General features: G+C 53.9%; 24 protein-coding genes and 2 pseudogenes. All 26 read left to right on the forward strand.

The features are described from left to right. The first annotated feature begins 212 nt into the window (after positions 1 to 212). The 26 genes and pseudogenes from GPK83_RS06300 (at position 213) to GPK83_RS06420 (ending at position 22,350) form a co-directional block, all read left to right on the forward strand. Positions 213 to 602, forward strand: a complete 390-nt coding sequence (locus GPK83_RS06300; protein ID WP_215704305.1) for a DUF2185 domain-containing protein — start codon at positions 213 to 215, stop codon at positions 600 to 602. 123 nt (positions 603 to 725) lie between these two features. Further along, positions 726 to 1,085: a DUF3847 domain-containing protein gene (locus GPK83_RS06305; protein ID WP_215704306.1), complete on the forward strand. Its 360-nt coding sequence runs from the start codon at positions 726 to 728 to the stop codon at positions 1,083 to 1,085. Beyond that, positions 1,051 to 1,203 (forward strand): annotated as a pseudogene (locus GPK83_RS06310) (MobA/MobL family protein); the annotation flags it as partial. The gene GPK83_RS06305 and the pseudogene GPK83_RS06310, both read left to right, overlap by 35 nt. Before the next feature lie 171 nt (positions 1,204 to 1,374). Beyond that, positions 1,375 to 1,665, forward strand: a complete 291-nt coding sequence (locus tag GPK83_RS06315; protein ID WP_002576367.1) for a helix-turn-helix transcriptional regulator — start codon at positions 1,375 to 1,377, stop codon at positions 1,663 to 1,665. Positions 1,666 to 2,052: 387 nt separating this feature from the next. After that, positions 2,053 to 2,832 carry a DUF134 domain-containing protein gene (locus GPK83_RS06320; protein WP_215704307.1) on the forward strand — a complete coding sequence of 260 codons (780 nt, stop codon included), beginning with the start codon at positions 2,053 to 2,055 and terminating at the stop codon, positions 2,830 to 2,832. 1 nt (position 2,833) lies between these two features. Further along, on the forward strand, positions 2,834 to 3,490 hold the full coding sequence (locus GPK83_RS06325; protein ID WP_215704308.1) for a Crp/Fnr family transcriptional regulator: 657 nt from the start codon (positions 2,834 to 2,836) through the stop codon (positions 3,488 to 3,490). A 76-nt stretch (positions 3,491 to 3,566) separates the two neighbouring features. After that, entirely contained in the window at positions 3,567 to 4,109 is a 543-nt protein-coding gene (rbr, locus tag GPK83_RS06330) for a rubrerythrin (RefSeq protein ID WP_118601948.1), read from the forward strand. A 21-nt stretch (positions 4,110 to 4,130) separates the two neighbouring features. Beyond that, positions 4,131 to 4,505 carry a desulfoferrodoxin family protein gene (locus tag GPK83_RS06335; RefSeq protein WP_117470967.1) on the forward strand — a complete coding sequence of 125 codons (375 nt, stop codon included), beginning with the start codon at positions 4,131 to 4,133 and terminating at the stop codon, positions 4,503 to 4,505. 11 nt (positions 4,506 to 4,516) lie between these two features. Beyond that, positions 4,517 to 5,725: an HD domain-containing phosphohydrolase gene (locus GPK83_RS06340; protein ID WP_215704309.1), complete on the forward strand. Its 1,209-nt coding sequence runs from the start codon at positions 4,517 to 4,519 to the stop codon at positions 5,723 to 5,725. A 162-nt stretch (positions 5,726 to 5,887) separates the two neighbouring features. Beyond that, complete coding sequence (locus tag GPK83_RS06345; protein WP_142411777.1) at positions 5,888 to 6,172, forward strand: thioredoxin family protein; 285 nt, start codon at positions 5,888 to 5,890, stop codon at positions 6,170 to 6,172. Beyond that, positions 6,169 to 7,863 (forward strand): FAD-dependent oxidoreductase, encoded by a 1,695-nt coding sequence (locus tag GPK83_RS06350; RefSeq protein WP_215704310.1) that lies wholly within the window; start codon positions 6,169 to 6,171, stop codon positions 7,861 to 7,863. The genes GPK83_RS06345 and GPK83_RS06350 overlap by 4 nt, the downstream gene beginning before the upstream one ends. 98 nt (positions 7,864 to 7,961) lie before the next feature. Then, entirely contained in the window at positions 7,962 to 8,531 is a 570-nt protein-coding gene (locus GPK83_RS06355; protein ID WP_275950619.1) for a GTP pyrophosphokinase family protein, read from the forward strand. A gap of 360 nt (positions 8,532 to 8,891) precedes the next feature. Continuing rightward, complete coding sequence (locus GPK83_RS06360; RefSeq protein WP_215704311.1) at positions 8,892 to 9,323, forward strand: Rrf2 family transcriptional regulator; 432 nt, start codon at positions 8,892 to 8,894, stop codon at positions 9,321 to 9,323. Positions 9,324 to 9,345: 22 nt separating this feature from the next. After that, entirely contained in the window at positions 9,346 to 11,259 is a 1,914-nt protein-coding gene (locus tag GPK83_RS06365; RefSeq protein WP_215704312.1) for an acyl-CoA dehydrogenase family protein, read from the forward strand. A gap of 22 nt (positions 11,260 to 11,281) precedes the next feature. After that, complete coding sequence (locus GPK83_RS06370) at positions 11,282 to 12,493, forward strand: FprA family A-type flavoprotein (RefSeq protein ID WP_120041293.1); 1,212 nt, start codon at positions 11,282 to 11,284, stop codon at positions 12,491 to 12,493. Positions 12,494 to 12,658: 165 nt separating this feature from the next. Beyond that, positions 12,659 to 15,175, forward strand: coding sequence for a ribonucleoside-diphosphate reductase subunit alpha (locus GPK83_RS06375; RefSeq protein WP_215704313.1), 2,517 nt, complete (start codon positions 12,659 to 12,661; stop codon positions 15,173 to 15,175). Between the two features lie 10 nt (positions 15,176 to 15,185). After that, positions 15,186 to 16,229, forward strand: coding sequence for a ribonucleotide-diphosphate reductase subunit beta (locus GPK83_RS06380; protein ID WP_098924544.1), 1,044 nt, complete (start codon positions 15,186 to 15,188; stop codon positions 16,227 to 16,229). Positions 16,230 to 16,266: 37 nt separating this feature from the next. Further along, a complete protein-coding gene (locus tag GPK83_RS06385) occupies positions 16,267 to 17,448 on the forward strand; it encodes an MBL fold metallo-hydrolase (RefSeq protein ID WP_015553428.1) in 1,182 nt (393 codons plus the stop codon). Positions 17,449 to 17,609: 161 nt separating this feature from the next. Then, the gene (locus GPK83_RS06390; protein WP_107000750.1) at positions 17,610 to 17,933 is read left to right on the forward strand and encodes a thioredoxin family protein; all 324 of its coding nucleotides are present in this window, start codon (positions 17,610 to 17,612) and stop codon (positions 17,931 to 17,933) included. 14 nt (positions 17,934 to 17,947) lie between these two features. Next, entirely contained in the window at positions 17,948 to 18,877 is a 930-nt protein-coding gene (gene trxB, locus GPK83_RS06395) for a thioredoxin-disulfide reductase (RefSeq protein WP_215704314.1), read from the forward strand. 294 nt (positions 18,878 to 19,171) lie between these two features. Next, positions 19,172 to 19,333, forward strand: a complete 162-nt coding sequence (locus GPK83_RS17320) for a hypothetical protein (RefSeq protein WP_242992203.1) — start codon at positions 19,172 to 19,174, stop codon at positions 19,331 to 19,333. Between the two features lie 582 nt (positions 19,334 to 19,915). Next, complete coding sequence (locus tag GPK83_RS06405) at positions 19,916 to 20,338, forward strand: type II toxin-antitoxin system PemK/MazF family toxin (RefSeq protein ID WP_117484750.1); 423 nt, start codon at positions 19,916 to 19,918, stop codon at positions 20,336 to 20,338. After that, positions 20,331 to 20,561: a hypothetical protein gene (locus tag GPK83_RS06410; RefSeq protein ID WP_002576363.1), complete on the forward strand. Its 231-nt coding sequence runs from the start codon at positions 20,331 to 20,333 to the stop codon at positions 20,559 to 20,561. The genes GPK83_RS06405 and GPK83_RS06410 overlap by 8 nt, the downstream gene beginning before the upstream one ends. Positions 20,562 to 20,632: 71 nt before the next feature. Continuing rightward, positions 20,633 to 20,842: a hypothetical protein gene (locus GPK83_RS06415; protein WP_242994115.1), complete on the forward strand. Its 210-nt coding sequence runs from the start codon at positions 20,633 to 20,635 to the stop codon at positions 20,840 to 20,842. Beyond that, positions 20,806 to 20,991, forward strand: a pseudogene (locus GPK83_RS16830) (site-specific integrase); the annotation flags it as partial. The gene GPK83_RS06415 and the pseudogene GPK83_RS16830, both read left to right, overlap by 37 nt. Positions 20,992 to 21,138: 147 nt before the next feature. Beyond that, positions 21,139 to 22,350, forward strand: a complete 1,212-nt coding sequence (locus tag GPK83_RS06420) for a site-specific integrase (protein WP_117553099.1) — start codon at positions 21,139 to 21,141, stop codon at positions 22,348 to 22,350. Positions 22,351 to 22,840: the final 490 nt, after the last annotated feature.

The following is a 22,840-nucleotide window of genomic DNA, read 5'->3' on the forward strand; positions in this document are numbered from 1 at the left end:
CCGGTCGGCAGAAGAAAACTGTCCGACCGTGAATGTTTCATCACTTCGTTCAGTCAAGGTGGCTACACCCCCTTGCGCCGCTAAAGCGGCTATCCCCTGTGGACTTGCCGTCCGCAAACAGCATAAAATGCTGTTCGCCGCCAGCAAGTTTGAAAGCGACTAAAATGAATTTTATGGAACAAGCAAATCAGAATTTGGAGAGGTGAATCATCATGTTTTTCGAGAGAAAGAAGAACAACGATTTTCTTAGTATCAACATAGAGAATTTAATTGATTGGAACGAACCAAATGGAGAAGGATGCATTGTATCTGACAGAATAACAAAAGAAGGTTTTAAAGTAGGATATATGTATCGAGAAGCTCCAGATGAAGACAACCCAGATAGCGGATGGCGTTTTTTATCGGGTAATGAAGATGAGGCTTATATGAACGAATCAAGCAATCATTCTGTGTTTTCCATCAATACAATATGTAATTATGACAGAGATATTATTCCTTATATTCATGCGGAAATAGGAAGTGTTTATATACGAACTGGAAGTAATACATTTGAAATTGATGATGGCAGCAAGCCAATATTCGTTGATAAACAAAAGCGATAAATTCATATTTGTTGAACTGAACACAAAAACCGAATACCGAAAAGCAGACCGTTGACTGGTCGCACTATGCGAAAAGTTGACGGTCTTTTTTATCTCCAAAATCAAAAAAGGAGGTCAATCACAATGACAAAACCGAAAACCCTCGATCAGCTTCGAGCCGAAAAGGAACGAGCTGAGACGCAGCTTGCACAGGAACAGCACAAGCTGGAGCGTCTGGAGAACAGGAAGAAGTATCTGGAGAAAGGCGAACGCACCAAGCGAACCCACCGCCTTTGCAATCTGGGCGGCACGATTGAGAGTCTTGCCCCGGAGGTCAAAGATCTCACACGCACCGAAATGACAGAGCTGATGGAACACATCTTTTCCCTGTCCGAAGTCCAGCGAGCCGTCCGTCACATGGCGATTATCCACATCAAGCAAGCAAACAAAGAAAAGGAGTTGAAAGCCAATGGCACTATTTCATCTGAGTGTCACGCAGACTAAGCGAAGCGCAGGACAGTCCGCTATCGCTTCTGCTGCCTATCGTTCCGGCGAAAAGCTATATAGCGAGTATTATGGCGAATACAGCGACTACACCAGAAAGGGCGGCGTGATCTGCTCCGTGCTGTGGAGCCGCTGACAGGCGAAGTCTTCCGAATGCCGCATGAGACAGAATTATGGGATACCCATGTTCTGTTTTATCGGCACAGGATTTTTTCTTTACCGTCATGCGGCTCTTTTTTTGACCTTTCGTCGATCCGGTTCTGTACCGGCTGTGCGGAAGGAGAAACGTATGTATTTTGACGCAAAAGAGTTTGGTAAGAGACTTCACGATGTTCGCACTTCCCGTGGCATTACGCAGGAGGAACTGGCGGTTCGTCTGGGACTGGCAAGCAAGCAGCATGTCAGCCGCATGGAGAACGGAGAGCGCAGCTGCTCCATTGACTTGCTGATCGAACTGTCCTGCATCCTCCATGTCAGCACGGATTATCTTCTGATGGGCAGTGAGCCAAGTAAAGAGGAAGTCAAAAATGATCTTCTGAGCATTATTTCGGAGCTGTCTACGATTGCGAAGAAAATCTAATCGTGCTCTGCGTTTGGAAATGACAAAATAGAGATACTACTTGCCCGCTTCGATGTAATCTCTAACGAGGCGACTGAGATCTTCTTGTGTCAAGTAAGGAAAAAAATTGAGAATTTACAAGCCGTTCATAGGCGGACAACCACCCGTGAACGGCTTGCATGTAAACTAAACTCATAATGAATCCAAGCAAATTCATCATGCCCTGCGAAGTTCTGTCAAATGTAGATAATCTGACAATACGAACATGGCTCACACGTAGTCTTCGACACCGAATATCAGCCGGCACACATATGAGGACGGAAAATGTAGCAGCTTTTGAAAAAATTGCTTTTTTCTGCTCAAAGTGCTATAATCGAAATATACCGATACCAAGGGAGGAAAGCTCCCATGCCAAGACCGCCACGGTGCCGTCGAATTTGTGGCGTACCACAGGTCGATACATTCTGTCCCAACGGGTGCGAGAATACCGAGCCGATCCTGCTGACGCTGGACGAATACGAGGTCATTCGGCTGGTTGACTTGGAGCAGCAAACCCACGAGCAGTGTGCCGCTCAAATGGACATTTCCCGCTCTACCGTGCAGGAGATTTACGAAAGCGCACGGAGCAAGATCGCAGCGTATCTTGTCCACGGGAAACCGCTGCACATCACCGGGGGAAACTACCGCATCTGCGGAGGACAGGAGGCAGCTCACTGCGGCTGTTGCTGCCGGATGCAGAGAGCCAACATGGAAAAATCAGGCAAAACTTGCAAAGGAGATTCCATTATGAAAATTGCAGTTACCTATGAAAACGGTCAAATCTTTCAGCATTTCGGTCACACCGAGCAGTTCAAGCTTTATGAAGCTGTGGACGGCAAAATCGTCCATGCGGAAGTCGTTGATACCAACGGCAGCGGTCACGGCGCACTGGCAGGATTCCTGATGCAGAACGGCGTGGACACTTTGATTTGCGGAGGCATCGGCGGCGGTGCGCAGGCGGCTCTGGCCGAAGCGGGCATCAAGCTCTACGGCGGTGTCAGCGGGGACGTTGACGCGGCGGTGAGCGCATTGCTCAGCAGAAATCTGGGCTACGACCCCAATGTTCACTGTGATCACCATGACCACGAGCACGGCGAGGATGGGCACACCTGCGGTGACCACGGCTGCGGCAAGCATAGCTGCCATTGATATGGAACGCACACTGACACAACTTCCGTTCTGGTCATCCTTGACCGAACACGAAATGGAAACGCTACGCCGAAGCGCCTTTGTCCGTCATTATGAAAAGGGCGCGTTCGTTCACAGCAGCGACAATGAATGTCTCGGAATGCTGTTTGTCCTTTCCGGCGAGATCCGCACCTATCTTCTCTCCGAGGAGGGGCGGGAGGTAACGCTGTTCCGCCTGTATCCGGGCGAACTATGCGTGCTTTCTGCCTCTTGTGTGATCAGTCAGATCACCTTTGATACGCAAATGACCGCGGGAATGGATACGGAGGTTCTGATTATCCCTGCAAATGTCATCGCTGTGCTCAAGGAGCAAAATCTTCATGTCCGTTGCTTCCTCTATGAACTGGCAACGAAACGATTTTCTGATGTGATGTGGGCGATGCAGCAGATCATGTTCAAGGGTTTGGATCGGCGGCTGGCAGATTTTCTCCTGGCCGAAGCGGAGCGTACCGGCTCCGATACCATACGCATGACCCATGAGCAGATTGCCCAGCACATCAGCTCGGCGCGGGAGGCGGTGGCGCGGATGCTCAAGAGCTTCTCGGAGGACGGGCTTGTGGAGCTAAGACGAGGCGCAACCACGCTGCGGGATACAGACGGATTGAATCACTTAAAATGAAAATATTGTTTATAACACGAATCCGTGTTATAATATGAGCAGAAGAAGCTGGAAGGAGCTGGAAGGAGCATCGACCATGAAAGAAACGAAATACGCAGGTACTCAAACCGAAAAAAATCTGATGGCCGCCTTTGCCGGTGAGTCCGAGGCACGCAACAAGTACACCTATTTTGCATCCAAGGCCAAGAAGGAAGGCTACGAGCAGATCGCGGCGTTGTTCCTCAAAACCGCTGACAACGAGAAGGAACATGCTAAGCTGTGGTTCAAAGAACTGAACGGCATCGGCGATACTGCCGAAAATCTTCTCGCCGCCGCTGAGGGTGAGAACTACGAGTGGACGGATATGTACGACGGCTTTGCCAAGACTGCTGACGAGGAGGGCTTCCACGAACTTGCCCAGCGCTTCCGTCTGGTCGCCGCCATTGAAAAGCACCACGAGGAGCGCTACCGTGCCCTGCTGCACAATGTGGAGATGGCGGAGGTCTTCGCCAAGAGCGAGGTCAAGGTGTGGGAGTGCCGCAACTGCGGTCACATCGTCGTGGGCGAGAAGGCCCCGGAGGTTTGCCCCGCCTGTAATCATCCCCAGAGCTATTTTGAAATTCACGCAGAAAACTATTAAAGAAAGAAAAGGAGAATCATCATGGAGCAGAAGTTTTACATTTGCAAGCATTGCGGCAACATCATTGCCAAGGTCAAGGACACGGGCGTTCCCGTCATCTGCTGCGGTGAGCCGATGAGCGAGATCGTTCCCGGCACCACCGACGCCGCCGTGGAGAAGCACGTCCCTGTCTGGACTGTGGAAAACGGCATCGTCCACGTCAAGGTCGGCTCCGTGGAGCATCCCATGCTGCCGGAGCACTACATTGAGTGGGTGTCCCTCCACACCAAGCAGGGCAACCAGCGCAAGGAACTGCATCCTGGCGAGAAACCCGAGGTCTGCTTTGCTCTCTGCGAGGGCGACGAGGTCGAAGCGGTCTACGCCTACTGCAACCTCCACAGCCTTTGGAAAGCGTGACCGCTCCGCACATGGAACTTGATGTATTAGGCTTGCTTGGTGCCTGCTCCTATGCTCTGGATTGCGTGGAGGCGGAACTGGTTCATGTGACAACGTTCCACGCCAAGCGTGTGGCGTATATGAGTGTGTGTACGGCTGAACAGTTTGGTGTTTCCGGCGAAGCACTGCAGGATCTTGCCGTCTGTGCCCTATTGCACGACAATGCTCTGACGCAGTATCTGCACGAAGAATTTCGTGGTGACAGCTCTGCCGCGGAATGTTTGGCGGAGCTGCCGCATCTCGGCGCTCACTGCGTTATGGGCGAGGAGAACATATCCGCGCTTCCGTTTCATACAAATGTAGAAAATATCATCCTTTACCACCACGAAAACGCGGATGGCAGCGGCTCCTTCGGAAAAACATGGCAGGAGATCCCGCTGGGTGCCCGTATTATCCGTCTGTGCGATCTGCTGGATGCTTTCTGCCGCGCCGATGTCTTTACGCCGGATGTGTGGGAGCGTGCGAACGCATTCCTTACTCGGGTACGCGGCAGGATCGTGGATGAGGAATGCGCGGACGCGTTTCTTCGCGCTTTTTCAGAACAGCATTTTTGCTCTCTTGGCGGCAGGGGGCTGGAGGAGCGCCTGTGGAGCAAGGTGCCGCGTACCAAGCAGCAGCTTGATTTTGCGCAGGTAAAAGCTCTGGCAAAATTCTTTGCGAAAATTGTAGACTACAAATCGCCCTTTACCAGTACACATTCTCTGGGTGTGGCCGACGATGCGGAATGTCTGGCCCGGTTTATGGGATTTGACGAGGACACCGCCCAGAAAATGTATCTTGCCGGCGCACTCCATGACATCGGAAAGGTAGCGATAGGCAATGAAATACTGGAAAAGCCGGGACGCCTGACCGACAGCGAATATGCGGAAATGAAGCATCACGCTGCCTATACATATTACGTCCTATCGGAAGTCCAGGACTTTGCGGAGCTGCGCGATTGGGCCGCGTTTCATCACGAGCATCTGGATGGAACAGGGTATCCCTTTGGAAAAAACGAGTCCGAGTTAAATACGCAGGAGCGTATCATGGCTTGCGTGGATATTTATCAGGCCCTGACCGAAAATCGTCCTTACAAAGCTGGAATGTCTCACGAAAAAGCCTGCTCTATTCTTCTGGATATGGCTGAAAAGGGCTGGTTGGATCGGGCGATCGTCGAACAGGTGAACGCCTGCTTTGCCTGAATAACGAGATAGGCGAAAGCTGTGAAGCGGTACGTGAACTGCCGCTTCACAGCTTTTTCTGTTGCCGCGAAAATTTTTGTAATGTGACCTTGTTACAGAAAGGCAGGGCGGAGTTTGCTATGATAGGGACATCACAAAGAACAAAGGAAAGAGGGAACCGATATGAAAATCAAGCTCAATTCCGATCAGGAGGTCGTGGACACCATCCGTGAGAGTCTCAAGCGCACCAGCGGGTACTGCCCCTGCCGCGTGGAGCGCACGGAGAAAAACGCCGGCACCCTCAAGGTGGGCAAGATCAATGTGGACGAGCAAATGGAACTGGCGATGCGTTTTCAGGTATCCAGTATCCCGATGCTTGTCGTATTCAAGGATGGAAAGGCCGTTGCCAAATCCGTGGGCTACCGGTCCAAGGCGGAGATCACCGCCATGGTGGAGGGTGCAAGATGAAAGTTGTGATCGTAGGCGGTGTGGCTGGCGGCGCGTCTGCCGTTGCCCGCATCCGCCGTTTGGATGAACACGCGCAGATCGTGATGATCGAGCGCAGCGGCTATATATCCTATGCCAACTGCGGCCTGCCGTATTATGTGGGCGGTGTGATCAAGGAGCAAGAAGAACTGACGCTGCAAACTCCGGAGAGCTTCTGGGACCGCTTTCGCATAGATGTGCGGGTACGGCAGGAAGTAACTGCGATCAATCCCGCAGAAAAAACCGTCACCGTTCACGCATTGGACAGTGGAAAGGTCTACACGGAAACCTATGACAAACTACTCCTCGCACCCGGCGCAAAGCCGACGGTTCCTGCGCTTTCCGGCATGGACAGCGAGCGGGTCTTTACCCTGCGCACCGTGGAAGACACCCTCCGCATTCGACGCTTTGTAGAGGATCAGAAGCCGAAAACCGCTGTTTTGGCTGGCGGCGGTTTTATCGGCCTGGAAATGGCGGAAAACCTTGTGGAGATGGGGGTTTCCGTCACCATCGTCCAGCGTCCCAAGCAGCTTTTAGCGCCGCTGGATGCGGATATGGCCAGCTTTGTCCATGCGGAAATGTGCAGACACGGCGTGGCTCTGCGGTTGGGTGAAACCGTCACCGGATTCCGGCAGGACGGAGATTCCGTGCTGACGCTGCTGGAGGATAGTGAGCCGCTGCGCTCTGACATGGTGCTGCTGGCCATCGGCGTCACGCCGGACACCCATCTGGCAAAGGAGGCCGGGCTGGAGTTGGGCATCCGGGGCAGCATCGTTGTGAACGAGCGGATGGAGACCTCCGTGCCGGACATCTACGCCGTGGGGGACGCCGTGGAGGTCACCCATTTCGTGACCGGCCAGAAGGCGCTGATCTCGCTGGCGGGCCCCGCCAACAAGCAGGGCCGCATTGCCGCCGACAATATCTGCGGCGGGAACAGCCGCTTTCACGGCTCTCAGGGTTCGTCTGTTCTGAAATTGTTTAGCTTGACCGCGGCCTCTACGGGGATCAATGAAAAGGCGGCGCAGGCAGCAGGGATTGCTTACGACAGAGTCGTACTTTTCCCAGCATCCCACGCTGCCTATTATCCCGGCGCACAGTCTATGGCAATGAAGGTGCTGTATGAAAAAGAAAGCCTGCGGCTGCTGGGTGCGCAGATCGTTGGCGTCGAGGGCGTGGACAAGCGCATTGATGTACTGGCAACGGCCATTCGCGCAAAAATGACAGCCTTGGAACTGACGGAGCTTGACCTTTCCTATGCGCCGCCCTATTCCTCTGCCAAAGACCCGGTCAATATGGCCGGTTTTATGATCGAGGATTTGGAGAGCGGGAAGGTACGGCAGTTCCATTGGAATGAGGTTGAGGACTTGCCTTGCGATGGCAATGCGACACTGCTGGATGTCCGTACAGAAGGCGAATATCGGCGTGGGCACTTGAATGGATTCCGCAATATTCCACTGGACGATCTGCGGGAGCATTTGGACGAGTTAGACCGGGGTAAGCCTGTTTATGTGAATTGCCAGACAGGGCTTCGCAGTTATCTGGCCTGCCGACTTTTGACGCAGTACGGTTTCACCTGTTCCCATCTCTCCGGCGGATACAGTTTTTATCAGGTCGTAACACAAGAGCAGCAGACAGTGCGGAGCGCCTATCCCTGCGGAATGGAGAAGCTATGAGTGAAAATCTATTTGGTTTGACGGTTGCGGCAGACAAAGGCTTGGATGACCTGCAATGCCAGCGCCTTTTAAGCGAAAATCGCAGGTATCAGGAAGTCATGCTGCAATACCGATGTGCGCTGAAAGCACTGGAAAGCAGGTTGGAAATTCTAAACGAAGAGTTTTCATTGCAGCATGATCGCAATCCGATAGAAAGTATAAAAAGCCGCTTGAAGTCGCCGTCCAGCATTATGAATAAGATGCAGAAACGCGGACTTCCTCTGGATTTTCCGACCATGCAGGCAAATATCATGGATATTGCCGGTGTGCGGGTGATCTGCTCTTTCGAGGAGGATGTGTTCTTTTTGGCAAAGTGCTTAAAAAAACAGTCTGACATTGAAATCATCACAGAGAAAGATTATATTTCACACCCTAAGCAAAATGGCTATCGCAGTCTGCACCTGACGATCCGGCTGCCGGTATTCTTTGCGGAAAAAGTGATCCATGTGCCGGTGGAGATACAACTCCGTACAATCGCGATGGACTTCTGGGCAAGCCTTGAGCATACCATCCGCTATAAGAAAAACCTGCCGATAAATGCTGAAGTCGAAACTGAGCTGAAAGAGTGCGCCGATTCCAGCAGAGAATGGGATGGTAAGATGGAACACTTGCTGCATATCATAACATAATGTGTCGAATAAAAGTGACAAGTACGCTCTTTGTTGCTTGTTTCGTGTGTACAGCTTGGGCTTGTCGGGGCTCACAGCGGTCGTCCGCCTTGGGTGGGCGACCCCTGCGAGCCCCAACCAATTTCTCCGCTTTCTGGTTTTAAGGCATAGTCTTTTCTGCTTTCGGCGGACTGCCACGGCACAGCTTTTTCGGCTTCTATAATTGTAAGGAACATGGCTTTTCGCTGAATGGAAAGCGAAGCTGACCCGGGCTGGGGCAGTCTGTGTTAAAGAGGAAATTTTTTTTGAAAATAATCTTGACAAAATTTATCAAGATTGATATGATGGCATTAACAAGCAAGCGAAAAGAGGATACGGAGTATGATCATCACCAAAGAGACGGACTACGCGCTGCGCATTTTGCGGGTGCTGCTGGACGGGGAGAAGCATTCGGTGGCCGAGATGTCGGAAACGGAATTAATCCCCAATCAGTTTGCCTACCAGATCCTGCGCAAGCTCTCCGCCGGCAATTTGGTGCGGGTGAGCCGCGGCGCCCTCGGCGGCTGCGCGCTGTCCTGCGATCTGGACGCGACCTCCCTCTACGATCTCATGGGGGTCGTGGGGGAGCGGGGCATCCTGTGCGCCTGCATGGAGCCGGGATATGAATGCCACTGGCAGGACAAGCATGGGCGGTGCGCCATCCACTGTCAGCTGGCGGCCTTGCAGCAAAAGCAGGACGAGGCGTTCCGCGCCGTGAGCCTGCGCAGGCTGCTGACCGGCAGATCCGATCCCCAAGATACAAGCAAGCTGTAAAATTTTAAGAGGAGGTACCCGTATGATGTTTCAAACAACGGCGGCGCACGAAGAGCTGCGCGCGAAGATCCGGAGTTTTGCGGAGGAGGAGATCAAGCCCCTCGCATTTTTAATGGATCAGAACAATGAGTTTCCCGAGGAGGCTGTCAAGAAGCTGGGGAAGCTGGGCTGGATGGGCATTCCCTACCCCAAGGAGTACGGCGGTGCCGGTCTTGATGCCTTGAGCTACGCCATCGCGGTGGAGGAGCTGGCCCGTGTGGACGGCGGCGCGGGCGTGATCCTCTCCGCCCACGTCTCCCTCGGCTCATGGCCCATTTTCGCCTATGGCACCGAGGAGCAGAAGAAGAAATATCTGGTTCCGCTGGCCAAGGGCGAGAAGATCGGCGCCTTCGGCCTCACGGAGTCCAACGCCGGATCCGACGCCGGCGGCACGGAGACCACGGCGCTGGATAAGGGGGACTACTACCTCCTCAACGGCGGCAAGATCTTCATTACCAACGCCCCTAAGGCGGACACCTATGTGGTTTTCGCCGTCACCACGCCGGACATCGGCACCCGGGGCATCTCCGCTTTCATCGTGGAGAAGGGCTGGAAGGGCTTTGAGTTCGGCGACCACTATGACAAGATGGGCATTCGCTCCTCCTCCACGGCGGAGCTGATCTTCAACGACGTGAAGGTTCCCAAGGAAAACCTATTGGGCAAGGAGGGCGAGGGCTTCAAGATTGCCATGTCCACGCTGGACGGCGGACGCATCGGCATCGCCGCGCAGGCGCTGGGCATCGCCCAAGGCGCGTTTGAGCACGCGTTGAGCTATTCCAAGGAGCGCGTCCAGTTCGGCAAGCCCATCGCGGCCCAGCAGAGCATCGCCTTCAAGCTGGCGGATATGGCCACCAAGCTGCGCTGCGCCCGGTTCCTCATCTACTCCGCGGCGGAGCTGAAGGAGCAGCACGCGCCTTACGGCATGGAGTCCGCCATGGCGAAGATGTACGCCTCGGACATCGCGCTGGAGGTCACCAACGATGCCTTGCAGATCCACGGCGGCAGCGGCTTCCTCAAGGGCATGGAGGTGGAACGGGCCTACCGCGACGCCAAGATCACCACCATCTACGAGGGCACTAACGAGATCCAGCGGGTGGTCATCGCCTCCCATCTGGTGGGCAGGCTGGGCAAGAGCTCCGGCGGCGAGAGTCGTTCGGCGGCCAAGAAACCCGCGCCCATCACCGGAATTCGCAAAAAGACCATCTTCCGGGAGGGGGATGCCGCCCAGCAGGTGGCCGACCTTGTGGCGGCGCTGAAAAAGGACGGCCACGACTTCTCCGTGGGCATCCCCATGGATACGCCGATTCCGCAGGCGGAGCGCGTGGTCTCCGCGGGCAAGGGCATCGGAGAGAAAAAGAACATGAAGCTGGTAGAGACGCTGGCCAAGGCCGCCGGCGCGGCCATCGGTTCCTCCCGCCCCGTGGCGGAGACCCTCAAGTATCTGCCCCTGAACCGCTATGTGGGTATGTCCGGTCAGAAGTTCACCGGTAACCTCTACATTGCCTGCGGCATCTCCGGCGCGACCCAGCACCTCAAGGGTATCAAGGACGCCTCCACCATCGTGGCCATCAATAAAAACGGCAACGCCCCCATTTTTAAGAACTGCGACTACGGCATCGTGGGCGATGTGGCGGAGATCCTGCCTCTGCTGGCCGCCGCGCTGGACAGCGGAGAGAAGCAGCCCGCGCCGCCCATGGTGAAGATGAAGCGGCCCACGCCGCCGAAGCCCACCCCCATCGGCGACCGCTATGTCTGCGGCGGCTGCGGTTACGAGTATGTGCCGGAGCTGGGCGACGAGGACAGCGAAATCGCGCCCGGTACGCTCTTTGAGCAGCTTCCCGCCGAGTGGGTGTGCCCCGAGTGCGCGGAGGCGAAGGATCAATTTATAAAGGCTTGAGCCGTGAAGGAGGTAAGATAAGATGTATTGCGTGCGTAAAGTAACAAATGATCTCTATTGGGTAGGCGCCAACGACCATCGCCTGGCCTTGTTTGAAAACTGCTTTCCCATTCCCCGGGGCGTAAGCTACAACGCTTACTGCCTGTTGGACGAAAAGACGGTGCTTTTTGACACGGTGGACTGGTCTGCCTGCCGCCAGCTTTTGGAAAATTTAGAATATGTGCTGAACGGCCGCGAGCTGGACTACCTGCTGGTCAACCATCTGGAGCCGGATCACGCCGCCTGCATCGAGGAGATCCTGCTGCGCCATCCCAAGGTGAAGCTGATCTCCAACGAGAAGGCCTTCATGCTCATGCGTCAGTTCGGCTTCCATGTGGACGGGCATGAGTGCATCGAGGTGAAGGAGGGCGATACCTTCTCCTTCGGTAAGCACACCGTCACCTTTGTGGGTGCGCCTATGGTCCACTGGCCGGAGGCCATGGTGACCCTCGACGTTACCGACGGCGTCCTCTTTTCCGCCGACGCTTTCGGCACCTTCGGCGCGCTGGACGGCAAGCTGTTTGCCGATGAGGTGGACTTCGAGCGGGACTGGCTGGACGACGCCCGCCGCTACCTCACTAACATCGTGGGCAAGTACGGTCCCCACATCCAGCTCCTGCTGAAAAAGGCCGGCGGCGTTTTGGATCAGATCAAGTATATCTGCCCGCTCCACGGCCCCGTGTGGCGCAAGGATCTGGGCTGGTTCATCGAAAAGTACGACACCTGGAGCCGCTATGCCCCTGAAACCCAGGGCGTGCTCATCGTCTACGCCTCCATGTACGGCAACACGGAGAACGCGGCGCAGGCTCTGGCGGCGTCGCTCTGCGACAAGGGCATGAGCAAGGTGGCGATGTACGATGTGTCCTCCACTCATGTCTCCCAGCTGATCTCCGAGGCGTTTAAGTACAGTCACATTGTCCTGGCCTCTGTGACCTACAATCTCGGCATCTACCCCGCCATGCATGACTTCCTCATGGATATGAAGGCACTGAATCTGCAAAACCGCACCTTTGCCATCATTGAAAACGGCTCATGGGCGGTGAAGTCCGGTGACCTCATGCAGAAATTCGTCAACGATGAGCTTAAGAACATGACGGTGCTCAACGAGCGGCTCAGCCTCGCCTCGTCCATGGGCACGGACAAGCGCACTGAGCTGGAAGCACTGGCGGACGCCATTCTGGAATCTATGAAGTAACTGGCAGGAAAGCCAAAACCAAGACAACAGACAACAAACAGCCCCGCCGTGTCGGCTGCAGAAAAACCGGCTTTCAAAAATAGAGCGGGCAAGCGTGATACTGCGCTTGCCCGCTCTTTGCCCAAAAGGACATGAGAAGTGACCGGAGAAGATGAGAGGATCGAAATGGAGATCAGAAAACGAAACGGGAAGTCTGTTCCTTTTCAACAAGAGAAAATTTTCAACGCCATGAAAAAAGCGTTTGATGGACAGGGAAGGGAGATTGGGGGCGGAGAACTGGAGGAGATCCTCGCCGCCGTTCTCGACAATCTCTCCGTCACAGTACCGCTCACCGTGGAACGTGTGCAGGACGAGGTGGAGCGGACGCTCATGGAGCGCGGACACTATGAGGTGGCCAAGGCGTACATCCTTTATCGCGAAAAGCGGTCTGCGCTGCGCCGCGTTCGGCATACCATCGCGCAGACGGTGGGGGATAACTCGCTTGACGAGGTGCTGCGCCGTATCCAGATGGATTTTACCGAGGAAATCTACTCCCTCGCGGCGCTTCAAATGAAGTTTGAGAGCTTCTGTCGCCCGGGCATGACGGAGGATGAGAGGGCTGAGGCACTGACCAAGGCAGCGGTAGAGCTGACTACGGCAGAGGCACCCAAGTGGGAGTTCATCGCGGCGCGGCTTCTGAACCACTCCTTTCGCTGTCGCAACGCACAGGAATGGGAGGGGCGCGGCGTCGGCGACCTCTATGGCAGGCTTCGCTATCTGACGGATAAGGGACTCTACGGTGACTATATTCTTGCCCACTATACCCACGAGGAGATCGCTATGGCGGAGGACTTTCTCTGCCCGGAACGGGACGAGCTGTTCACCTATTCCGGCCTTGACCTGCTGCTCAAACGCTATGTGATCCAGTCACGCAGCCGCGTGCCGCTGGAAACACCGCAGGAGATGTTTTTGGGTATCGCGCTGCATCTTGCTATGAACGAAGGCTCTGACCGCATGGGGTGGGTAAAACGCTTTTACGATATGCTCAGCCGTATGGAGGTCACGATGGCGACACCTACCATGTCCAACGCACGAAAGCCCTACCATCAGCTTTCAAGCTGCTTTGTGGACACTGTGCCGGACAGTCTGGACGGCATCTACCGCTCGCTGGACAACTTCGCAAAGGTCTCTAAATTTGGCGGTGGAATGGGGATGTACTTCGGTAAGGTGCGCGCTGCAGGCAGCACCATCCGCGGCTTTCAAGGGGCGGCGGGCGGTGTTATCCGCTGGATCCGGCTGGTCAACGACACCGCCGTGGCGGTGGATCAGTTGGGGATGCGGCAGGGCGCTGCGGCGGTTTACTTAGACGCATGGCACCGGGATCTGCCTGAATTCCTTCAACTGCGCACCAACAACGGCGACGACCGCATGAAGGCGCATGATGTGTTTCCCGCCGTGTGCTATCCGGATCTCTTCTGGCGACTGGCGGAGGAGAACATAGACGCGCCGTGGCATCTCATGTGTCCGCATGAGATCCTCACGGTCAAGGGCTACGCACTGGAGGATTACTGGGGTACGGAATGGGAGAAGCGGTATCTGGACTGCGTCAATGACCCGCGCATCGAAAAGCGCAGCGTCACCGTCAAGGACATCGTGCGGCTGGTGCTTCGCTCGGCAGTGGAGACCGGCACGCCCTTCGCCTTCAACCGCGACAGCGTAAATCGTATGAACCCAAACGGCCACACGGGAATGATCTATTGCTCCAATCTCTGCACGGAGATCGCACAGAACATGGCGCCCATCGAGCATATCAGCACTGAGGTGCACACGGAGAACGGCGACACAGTGGTGGTGACGGCCACACGCCCCGGTGAGTTTGTGGTCTGCAACCTGGCGAGTCTGTCTCTCGGTAATCTGGCGGTGGAGGACGAGGCCTATATGGAACGCACGGTGGAAACGGCCATCCGCGCACTGGATAATGTGATCGACCTCAACTTCTACCCGTTGGAATACGCGCGGCTTACCAATCAGAAGTACCGCAGCATCGGCCTGGGCGTCAGCGGCTACCACCACATGCTGGCAAAGCGCGGCATCCGATGGGAGAGCGATGAGCACCTTGCCTTCACCGATGCGGTATTCGAGCATATCAACTACGCCGCCGTCAAGGCGGACACAGCACTGGCACGGGAAAAGGGCCGCTATGCGCTCTTTGAGGGCAGCGACTGGCAGACAGGCGCGTATTTTGAAAAGCGAGGTTATACCTCAGAAAAGTGGCGGGCGCTTGCGGAAACGGTGGCGGTGCAGGGAATGCGCAACGCCTATCTGCTGGCTGTCGCACCCACTTCCAGCACATCCATCCTCTCCGGCACGTCGGCGGGCATCGATCCAATTATGAAGAAATTCTTTTTAGAGGAAAAAAAGGGCAGCATGCTGCCCCGCGTTGCTCCGGAGCTTTCTATGGATACATGGTGGTACTATAAGGCGGCGCATCTGATCGACCAAAGCTGGTCGGTACGCGCCGCGGGCTTTCGCCAGAGACATATTGACCAGGCGCAGAGCATGAATCTCTATATCACCAACGACTATTCCATGCGTCAGGTGCTCAGACTGTATTTGGAGGCGTGGAGGGCCGGCGTCAAGACCATTTATTATGTCCGCAGCAAGGCCCTTGAGGTCGAGGCCTGTGAAAGCTGCTCGTCATAAGGAGGATAGCATGATGGAACTGAAGAAAAAGCCCCTCTTTAACCCGGAGGGCGACCCTGATGTGCGCCTGCGGCGCATGATCGGCGGCAATACCACCAACCTCAACGACTTCAACAATATGAAGTACGCTTGGGTCAGCGACTGGTACCGGCAGGCCATGAACAACTTTTGGATCCCTGAGGAGATCAATCTCTCGCAGGATGTGAAGGACTATCCCCGCCTGCTGTCAGCCGAGCGCAGCGCCTACGATAAAATTCTGAGTTTTCTTGTCTTTTTGGATTCCATTCAGACAGCGAACCTGCCTAATATCGGCGCCTACATTACCGCCAACGAGGTCAATCTCTGCCTGTCCATTCAGGCGTTTCAGGAGTGTGTCCACTCACAGAGCTACAGCTATATGCTCGACACCATCTGTTCCCCCGTGGAGCGCAATGACATCCTCTACCAATGGAAAACGGACGAGCATCTGCTGCGCCGCAACACCTTCATTGGGGACTGCTACAACGAGTTTCAGGAGCGGAAGGATGCTCCCACGCTGCTGCGCGTGATGATGGCGAACTATATTTTGGAGGGCATCTATTTTTACAGCGGCTTTATGTTCTTCTACAATCTCTCCCGAAACGGGAAGATGCCCGGCTCGGCGCAGGAGATCCGCTACATCAACCGCGATGAGAACACGCACTTGTGGCTGTTCCGCAATATCATCACGGAGCTGCAAAAGGAGCAGCCGGAGTTGTTCACCGCCGAGAGTGTACAAGCGCTGCGCGAGATGATGCGTGAGGGCGTGGAGCAGGAGATCGCATGGGGGCATTATGTGATCGGCGACGACATCCCGGGGTTGAACCGGCAGATGATCAGCGATTACATCCGCTATCTCGGCAATCTTCGCTGGACGAGCCTTGGCTATCCGGCATTGTATCCGGGCTTTGAGAGCGAACCGGAGAGCATGGAATGGGTCAGCCAGTACGCTGACGCCAATATGGTCAAGACCGATTTCTTTGAGGCACGCAGTACCGCCTACGCCAAGAGCACCGCACTGATAGACGATTTATAAGAAAACCAAAGACATCAGAATAGGAGGTATTTTTTATATGGATATCCGAACGGTAACAGATGCCATCCGCTATGTAGGGGTGGATGATAACACATTGGCACTCTTTGAAAACCAGTACCCCGTCCAGCCTATGGGAGTGAGCTACAACTCCTATGTCATTCTGGACGAGAAAATCGCCGTGATGGACAGCGTGGACGCACGGGCGGCGGAGGAATGGCTTTCCAATGTAGCGCAGGTGTTGGGGGGGCGCAATCCCGATTATCTTGTGGTCACACACATGGAGCCGGATCATTCCGGCAGTCTCATGCGGATAGCGCAAGAGTACCCGGAGATGAAGATCGTGGGAAACGCGAAAACATTTACCCTGATCAAGCAGTTCTTTGGCACGGGTGCATTGTCGGAAGACCGTATGCTGGAGGTTGGCGAGGGCAGCACGATCTCTCTGGGCTCACACCGGCTGCGCTTCCTGCTGGCACCGATGGTACACTGGCCGGAGGTGATGACGGCGTATGAGGAAACGGAAAAAATCCTGTTCTCGGCGGATGCCTTCGGACGCTTTGGCTCACTGGAACGGACTGCCCGTGCCCCCTGGGTGCCGCAGGCCCGACGGTATTATTACAATATTATCGGGAAATATGGCACACAGGTGCAGGCTCTGCTGAAAAAGACCTCCGCGCTGGAGATCCAAACGATCTGCCCGCTCCATGGTCCCGTGCTTACAGAAGGGCTGGAGGAGTGTCTGCGGCTCTATGATCTCTGGTCACAATGGGAACCAGAAGAATCGGAGAGCATACTGATTGCCCACGCATCCATCCATGGAAATACTGCCCATGCGGCGAAGACCCTCAAGGGTAAATTAGAGAAAAAAGGCGTGCAGGTCAGCATATGTGATCTCACTGTGACAGATCTTTCCTACGCTGTTGCCAGTGCGTTCTACTGCGGGAAACTGGTGTTGGCCTGCTCCACTTATGACGGAGGCCTGTTCCCGCCCATGAAGGCCTTTTTGGATCATTTACAGACAAAGGGATTCCGAAACCGCCGGATCGGCCTCATGGAAAACGGTTCATGGGCCCCTGCTGCCGCGCGGCTGATGCGCGCCGAGCTGGAAAAGATGAAGGAACTCCGACTGTGTGAAACGGAGGTATCGCTGCGCGGCGCACTGAACCAAACCAGCGAAGCGCAGATGGACGCTCTTGTGGCGGAGCTCTGCGCGGAATAAGCTGCAACAAACCGCAGCTATTCTCGTACAGATGATGGTCTTACTCATCTGCTTTATGTCCCAAGGGCAGAGTACCGTCATCTCAGGTTGAGGTCACGATGTGGTGTGGGGAGAGACCGGAGTCTTGAGAATACCCAAACAAAAGAAAGGAGCTGACAGATATGGCAGCTATGAATATGAATCAGGAGCAGTTTGAGCAGGCGACCCGGGGCGAAAAGCCCGTTTTGGTGGATTTCTGGGCGCCCTGGTGCGGCTATTGCCGGAGGATCGGCCCTGCGTATGAGAAGATTGGAGAGGAATACGCGGACAGCCTCGTTGTCAGCAAGATCAATATTGACGAGGAGCCGCGGCTGGCGGGGGCCGAGGGGATCGAGGTCATCCCAACTCTGGTGCTGTACCGGAACGGAAAGGCCGTGGATTCCATCACCGCGCCCGGCTCAAAGGCAGAGATCGACCGCTTCATTCAGGAAGCCTTGGCGAAATAACGGAGGGTTCAGATATGAACAACAATCATGTTTATGATATGCTCGTGGTGGGCGGCGGCCCGGGCGGCTACACCGCCGCCCTGTACGCGGCCCGGTCGGGGCTGGACACCGTCGTGCTGGAAAAGCTGTCTGCTGGCGGGCAGATGGCCCTGACCGAGCAGATCGACAACTACCCCGGCTTTGAGAACGGGATCGACGGCTTCTCTCTGGCGGAGAAGATGCAAAAGCAGGCGGAGCGTTTTGGGGCACGCAGCGAATACGCGGAAGTTCTCCGCATGGATCTGACGGCGGTTCCCAAGCTCGTGGAGACCAGCGAGGGGATCTTCCGGGGGAAAACCGTGGTGCTGGCCACCGGCGCAGACCCCAGAACGCTGGGCGTTGCCGGAGAGACGGAGCTGTTGGGCCGGGGCGTGGCCTACTGTGCCGCCTGCGATGGGATGTTTTACAAGGACAAAACGGTGGTCGTGGTGGGCGGCGGCAATTCCGCCGCGGCAGATGCCCTCCTTCTCAGCCGCGTGGCGAAAAAGGTGATCCTCGTCCACCGCAGAGACACCCTGCGGGCCACCAAGATCTATCACGAGCCACTGGAACAGGCCGAAAATGTGGAATTCCGCTGGAACAGCACCGTTTCCGCGCTGATTTCCGGGGTCAGGCTGACCGGCGTACGCCTGCGGGACACCGTCACCGGTGAGGAAAGCGTGGTGGACTGCGACGGCGTATTTGTCAGCGTGGGCCGACAGCCCGCCACGGCGCTGGCGGTGGGTCAACTGGCGCTGGACGGCGGCGGCTATATCGTGGCCGGAGAGACCACGGAAACCAGTATTCCCGGCGTTTACGCCGTGGGCGACGTGCGGGCGAAGCCCCTCCGTCAGGTGGTCACCGCCGTGGCGGACGGCGCGATGGCAGTCCACATGGCGGAGAAATATATCGCGGAAAACCGATAAGGGAGGTAGATTGAAAAAGCCATGTTTAAGGTCAGGCCGGATACGACCGCAGTGGGGATGCCGACATATCTGCAAGGCAAACTGCCAGAGTGATGGTAGATAAGATAACCCATGTAAGATCGGGAGATATGTTGTCTCTCCATATCCAGTCCACGCAACAGTGAGCAACTGAACACAAAACACAGCCACAGATGTACTCTGCGGCTGTGCTTTTATGCATAGTACTTACGGAAAGGATTCGATAAGCAGATTTCTGTGATACGGATTTTGGATTCTCGCAGAGAGGAATTTCGATTGAGTAAAGCATATGAGCAGAAAATTGACGTGGTAAATGTCATTACTGCTCCAGAAATTGAAATGCTGATTATTCATGCGGAAGGAGCATATGATCAGTTTAAGCGTTCTGGAAAAAACCAAGCGAATTTTGTAAAACAAATCTTCGGATGCATGATGTGAAGTCGTATGAGATAGAATCGTCTTCGATGTCTCGTTGGGAAACCAACGAGGCATTTTTTTTGCCCCAATCCGACTGCATAGGACACTGAAAAAATCAAAACGAACCGTATGTAGTCCTGCAAGGACAACCAAAGTGCGCCTACGAGGCCAACGCGAAACCGGAGGATTCTTGTTAAACTTACTTTGTAAGGACGAAAGTCCGGATGTCCCTTGAAAACTGAATACTCATTCTTCAGGTACATTCCTGTTTGGTCGAGCCTTCGACTGCACGCCATGAATCCCATCGGGGCGATAGCGGTTTCGCAGAAGCAAATGCCGGATTGCAACCGGCGGCGGTGCTAAAGCCAGACAGGGACAATGATACTTCCGTAATTCGCGGTCCGGCCATAAGGAAGGCGGGATGGTTAAATTCCAATGGAGCAGTGAAGCACACTGCCGCCTGTGAGAAATCCTACATCTCTGGGGTGATAAGAAAAAGTACAGAGAAACCATATTTTCAGAAAGCACTGCTGGGTGCTGTATCAGCATGATACCTGGCAGGCTTTATCCATATCAGTGTATGGAGATTGGAGACAACAGAAAATGAAAGAAAACTGGGTTTATCGGCGAGGTGATTTATATCTCGCCAATCTCGGTGTTCCGGTTGGATCAAAGCAGGGCGGTGTTCGTCCTGTTGTGGTTCTTCAGAATGATGCCGGTAATTATTATGCGCCGACAATCACGATTGCTCCGCTGACATCGAAAATTGAGAAGAAGCGAAAGCAGCCAACGCATTTCTTTCTCCGTAAAGCAAAGGGACTGGCAAAACCGTCTATGGTATTGGCAGAACAGCTCGACACCTGCGACAAGATATGCGTGATTCGCTATCTTGGGCGGGTAAGTAAGGGGCAGATGCGTGGGATTGACGAAGCTGTAAGGATTCAGCTTGGTTATTACATTCCGGAACAGGCAGAGAAAAAAAGACAGGGCAAATGCCGAAAGGAAGGCGAAGAAGGCGATGGATAAACTGATTACAAGGAAGGAAGCAGCCAGTATACTGGGAATCAGCGTAAAAACACTGGATGCTGCAAGAACAGACGGTTTGATCTCCTATGTTCAGTATGTGGAAAACGGCTGCGTTTATTTCACGGAAGTGGGGATTCAGGAGTACATTGCAAAATGTACGCACCGTGCAAAACCGATGGAACGTGCTGCGACATATCGCAAACCTCGAAGCTTTCGGCGGTAAAAATCGACATCGTTGAGTATGGACGATGAATCCGCAATAATGAAAGCAACAACAGGATTGGAGGTAATGATATGGCGGCAAGAAGAATGATGCTTCCCGATTATGGTACGGTGGGTATGAAGGGAACGCAGTATTATCGCACCCGTGTAACAGATCAGCAGGGGCGGCGGGTTTCCTTATATGCAAGAACGAGAGAGGAACTGTACCAGAAGGAACAGGAAGCGATCCAGCAGATTGAGAACAAGACGTATCGCCGCAGTACACCTATATTACGAATCTGATTCATGCTTCGGTTGATCCGAAGACAGTTCAGTATCTTGCCGGTCATGAAAGCAGCAAGATCACCATGGATATTTACGCCAAGGTGAAATATAATCGCCCAGAGCAGCTCGAAGGAGTGCTGGAAGATGCTTTTGCATCGTGGGATTAAGAGTAAATCAGAAAAAACTTGGGGCAGGGATGGTCAAAAATCCCTGCCCTTTTTACATACATTCGACATCCTTGAAGGAAGTAGTGTACGCCATGATAATAAGAGTAGCAACACCCAATGTATGAAGATAGACGAGGAGGAGAACACATGGCTAAAGGAAAAAAGCGCCCTGCTGAACTTCCGGAATACGGAACAGTGATGATGAAAGGGGTACAGTATTACCGCACCCGGATTACAGATGCAGACGGAAAGAGAGTGGCGATTTATGGGCTGACACGCGAAGAATTATATGACCGGGCGGAAGATGCCCAGAAGAAAATCGCGGAAGTGGTTTTCCACAGAGAGAATCCGACCGTAGAAGAGTACTGCGAAAAATGGCTGTTGATGCGGTCTGGAACGGTAAGAACCAATACGTTGGAGGGATACGCGCGGATGGTGAATCGGTACATCGTGGGGCCGATTGGACAGATGTATATGGATGAGGTGACCACAGATGACCTGCGGCTGCTGATGGTTCCTCTATCAAAAGGTTCTTCCGGAATGTATGGTCAGCTCAATATGCTGATTAAGAACATTTTTAATTCGGCAGAAGAGAGCAAGGTGATCAAAGAGAATCCATCCAAAACGATTTGCGCAAGAGGAGGAAAGCCTGCGAAACGGCGCGAAGCTTTGACGGATGAACAGACTGCCATTTTGCTGGATAGCATTCATGAGCTACCACCGTATGTTTTCGTAATGATCGGCTTGTACGCGGGATTGCGTAGAGAAGAGATTCTTGGACTTCAATGGGACTGCGTATTCCTGGATGAAAAAACGCCGTACATTTCTGTAAGGCGTGCATGGCATGTGGAAGGCGGTGAGCCGGTGGTCAACACACTTTTGAAGACTCCGACAGCGAAGCGAGATGTTCCGATTCCCAAATGCCTGGTAGCCTGTCTCAAGGAAGCAAGGGAAAAATCAGAATCGGAATATGTGATCTCCAATTCAAAGGGAACTGTTTTGACGGAAGCACAGTTTGTGAGGGTCTGGAAGTACATAACAGTCCGTTCCACCGCAGAACGCTGTTATTACACCTATGTAAATGGGCAGTCCATCAAGCATAGAATAAAGCCAAGGCTTGGTGAGCATCAGCCGAACAATCCCAAGCTGGTGTATACGATGGACTTCAAGGTGACTCCGCACATGCTGCGGCACACCTACATCACCAATCTGATTTACAAAGGTGTTGATCCAAAGACGGTGCAGTATCTGGCAGGCCATGAGAACAGCAAAACGACTATGGACATCTATGCGAAAGTCAAGTATAATAAACTTGAGAAATTAAGCAGCGTTGTGAATGCTGCATTCGGGCTGCGTTAAACGGCACCAAAAATCTCGCGATTTCGTGGGTTTACCTATGGGTTTACTGAGAGAGGAAAACCAGAAAACCCGCATAAATACTGGACTTTTTGGACCAAGGATAGGTGAGTACGGTCTCAAAGCAGCTCGTCGCGCTCCGCAGTTCAGCAAGCGATAATCGACTGCTCAGACTATATCAAAAGGTTTACAAAAGCCCGGAAAATCAAGGTTTTCCGGGCTTTTGCTATATCTAAACGGGCTGATATGGTTTGACCAAATTTGGCAAAACGAGAGCCGATTTCATCCAATTTTTAGTGGTCCGCAAGTGGTTAACTGGCTAAAAAGAGGGCAAAAAGAGGGGGAAGTGGTTCCTAAAGTGGTTAACCGAGAGCCGATTTTTTGGGGGGGCTTTTCAGCCCTCCTTCCCCTCGTTTTTGGCTGTGGCAGTTTGGCATAGTTTGAGCTAATTTGAATAATTGAATATGAATTTGATGTAGCACACAGTATAAAT

This window comes from Clostridium sp. MCC328 (genome assembly GCF_018785465.1).
Taxonomy (GTDB): Bacteria; Bacillota; Clostridia; order Lachnospirales; family Lachnospiraceae; genus Pilosibacter; species Pilosibacter fragilis.

Bases quoted from the DNA above. Each gene is read 5' to 3' on its own strand.
- GPK83_RS06300 (WP_215704305.1), top strand. From the start codon at position 213: ATGTTTTTCGAGAGAAAGAAGAACAACGATTTTCTTAGTATCAACATA.
- GPK83_RS06305 (WP_215704306.1), top strand. From the start codon at position 726: ATGACAAAACCGAAAACCCTCGATCAGCTTCGAGCCGAAAAGGAACGA.
- GPK83_RS06315 (WP_002576367.1), top strand. From the start codon at position 1,375: ATGTATTTTGACGCAAAAGAGTTTGGTAAGAGACTTCACGATGTTCGC.
- GPK83_RS06320 (WP_215704307.1), top strand. From the start codon at position 2,053: ATGCCAAGACCGCCACGGTGCCGTCGAATTTGTGGCGTACCACAGGTC.
- GPK83_RS06325 (WP_215704308.1), top strand. From the start codon at position 2,834: ATGGAACGCACACTGACACAACTTCCGTTCTGGTCATCCTTGACCGAA.
- rbr (WP_118601948.1), top strand. From the start codon at position 3,567: ATGAAAGAAACGAAATACGCAGGTACTCAAACCGAAAAAAATCTGATG.
- GPK83_RS06335 (WP_117470967.1), top strand. From the start codon at position 4,131: ATGGAGCAGAAGTTTTACATTTGCAAGCATTGCGGCAACATCATTGCC.
- GPK83_RS06340 (WP_215704309.1), top strand. From the start codon at position 4,517: ATGGAACTTGATGTATTAGGCTTGCTTGGTGCCTGCTCCTATGCTCTG.
- GPK83_RS06345 (WP_142411777.1), top strand. From the start codon at position 5,888: ATGAAAATCAAGCTCAATTCCGATCAGGAGGTCGTGGACACCATCCGT.
- GPK83_RS06350 (WP_215704310.1), top strand. From the start codon at position 6,169: ATGAAAGTTGTGATCGTAGGCGGTGTGGCTGGCGGCGCGTCTGCCGTT.
- GPK83_RS06355 (WP_275950619.1), top strand. From the start codon at position 7,962: ATGCTGCAATACCGATGTGCGCTGAAAGCACTGGAAAGCAGGTTGGAA.
- GPK83_RS06360 (WP_215704311.1), top strand. From the start codon at position 8,892: ATGATCATCACCAAAGAGACGGACTACGCGCTGCGCATTTTGCGGGTG.
- GPK83_RS06365 (WP_215704312.1), top strand. From the start codon at position 9,346: ATGATGTTTCAAACAACGGCGGCGCACGAAGAGCTGCGCGCGAAGATC.
- GPK83_RS06370 (WP_120041293.1), top strand. From the start codon at position 11,282: ATGTATTGCGTGCGTAAAGTAACAAATGATCTCTATTGGGTAGGCGCC.
- GPK83_RS06375 (WP_215704313.1), top strand. From the start codon at position 12,659: ATGGAGATCAGAAAACGAAACGGGAAGTCTGTTCCTTTTCAACAAGAG.
- GPK83_RS06380 (WP_098924544.1), top strand. From the start codon at position 15,186: ATGATGGAACTGAAGAAAAAGCCCCTCTTTAACCCGGAGGGCGACCCT.
- GPK83_RS06385 (WP_015553428.1), top strand. From the start codon at position 16,267: ATGGATATCCGAACGGTAACAGATGCCATCCGCTATGTAGGGGTGGAT.
- GPK83_RS06390 (WP_107000750.1), top strand. From the start codon at position 17,610: ATGGCAGCTATGAATATGAATCAGGAGCAGTTTGAGCAGGCGACCCGG.
- trxB (WP_215704314.1), top strand. From the start codon at position 17,948: ATGAACAACAATCATGTTTATGATATGCTCGTGGTGGGCGGCGGCCCG.
- GPK83_RS06405 (WP_117484750.1), top strand. From the start codon at position 19,916: ATGAAAGAAAACTGGGTTTATCGGCGAGGTGATTTATATCTCGCCAAT.
- GPK83_RS06410 (WP_002576363.1), top strand. From the start codon at position 20,331: ATGGATAAACTGATTACAAGGAAGGAAGCAGCCAGTATACTGGGAATC.
- GPK83_RS06415 (WP_242994115.1), top strand. From the start codon at position 20,633: ATGGCGGCAAGAAGAATGATGCTTCCCGATTATGGTACGGTGGGTATG.
- GPK83_RS06420 (WP_117553099.1), top strand. From the start codon at position 21,139: ATGGCTAAAGGAAAAAAGCGCCCTGCTGAACTTCCGGAATACGGAACA.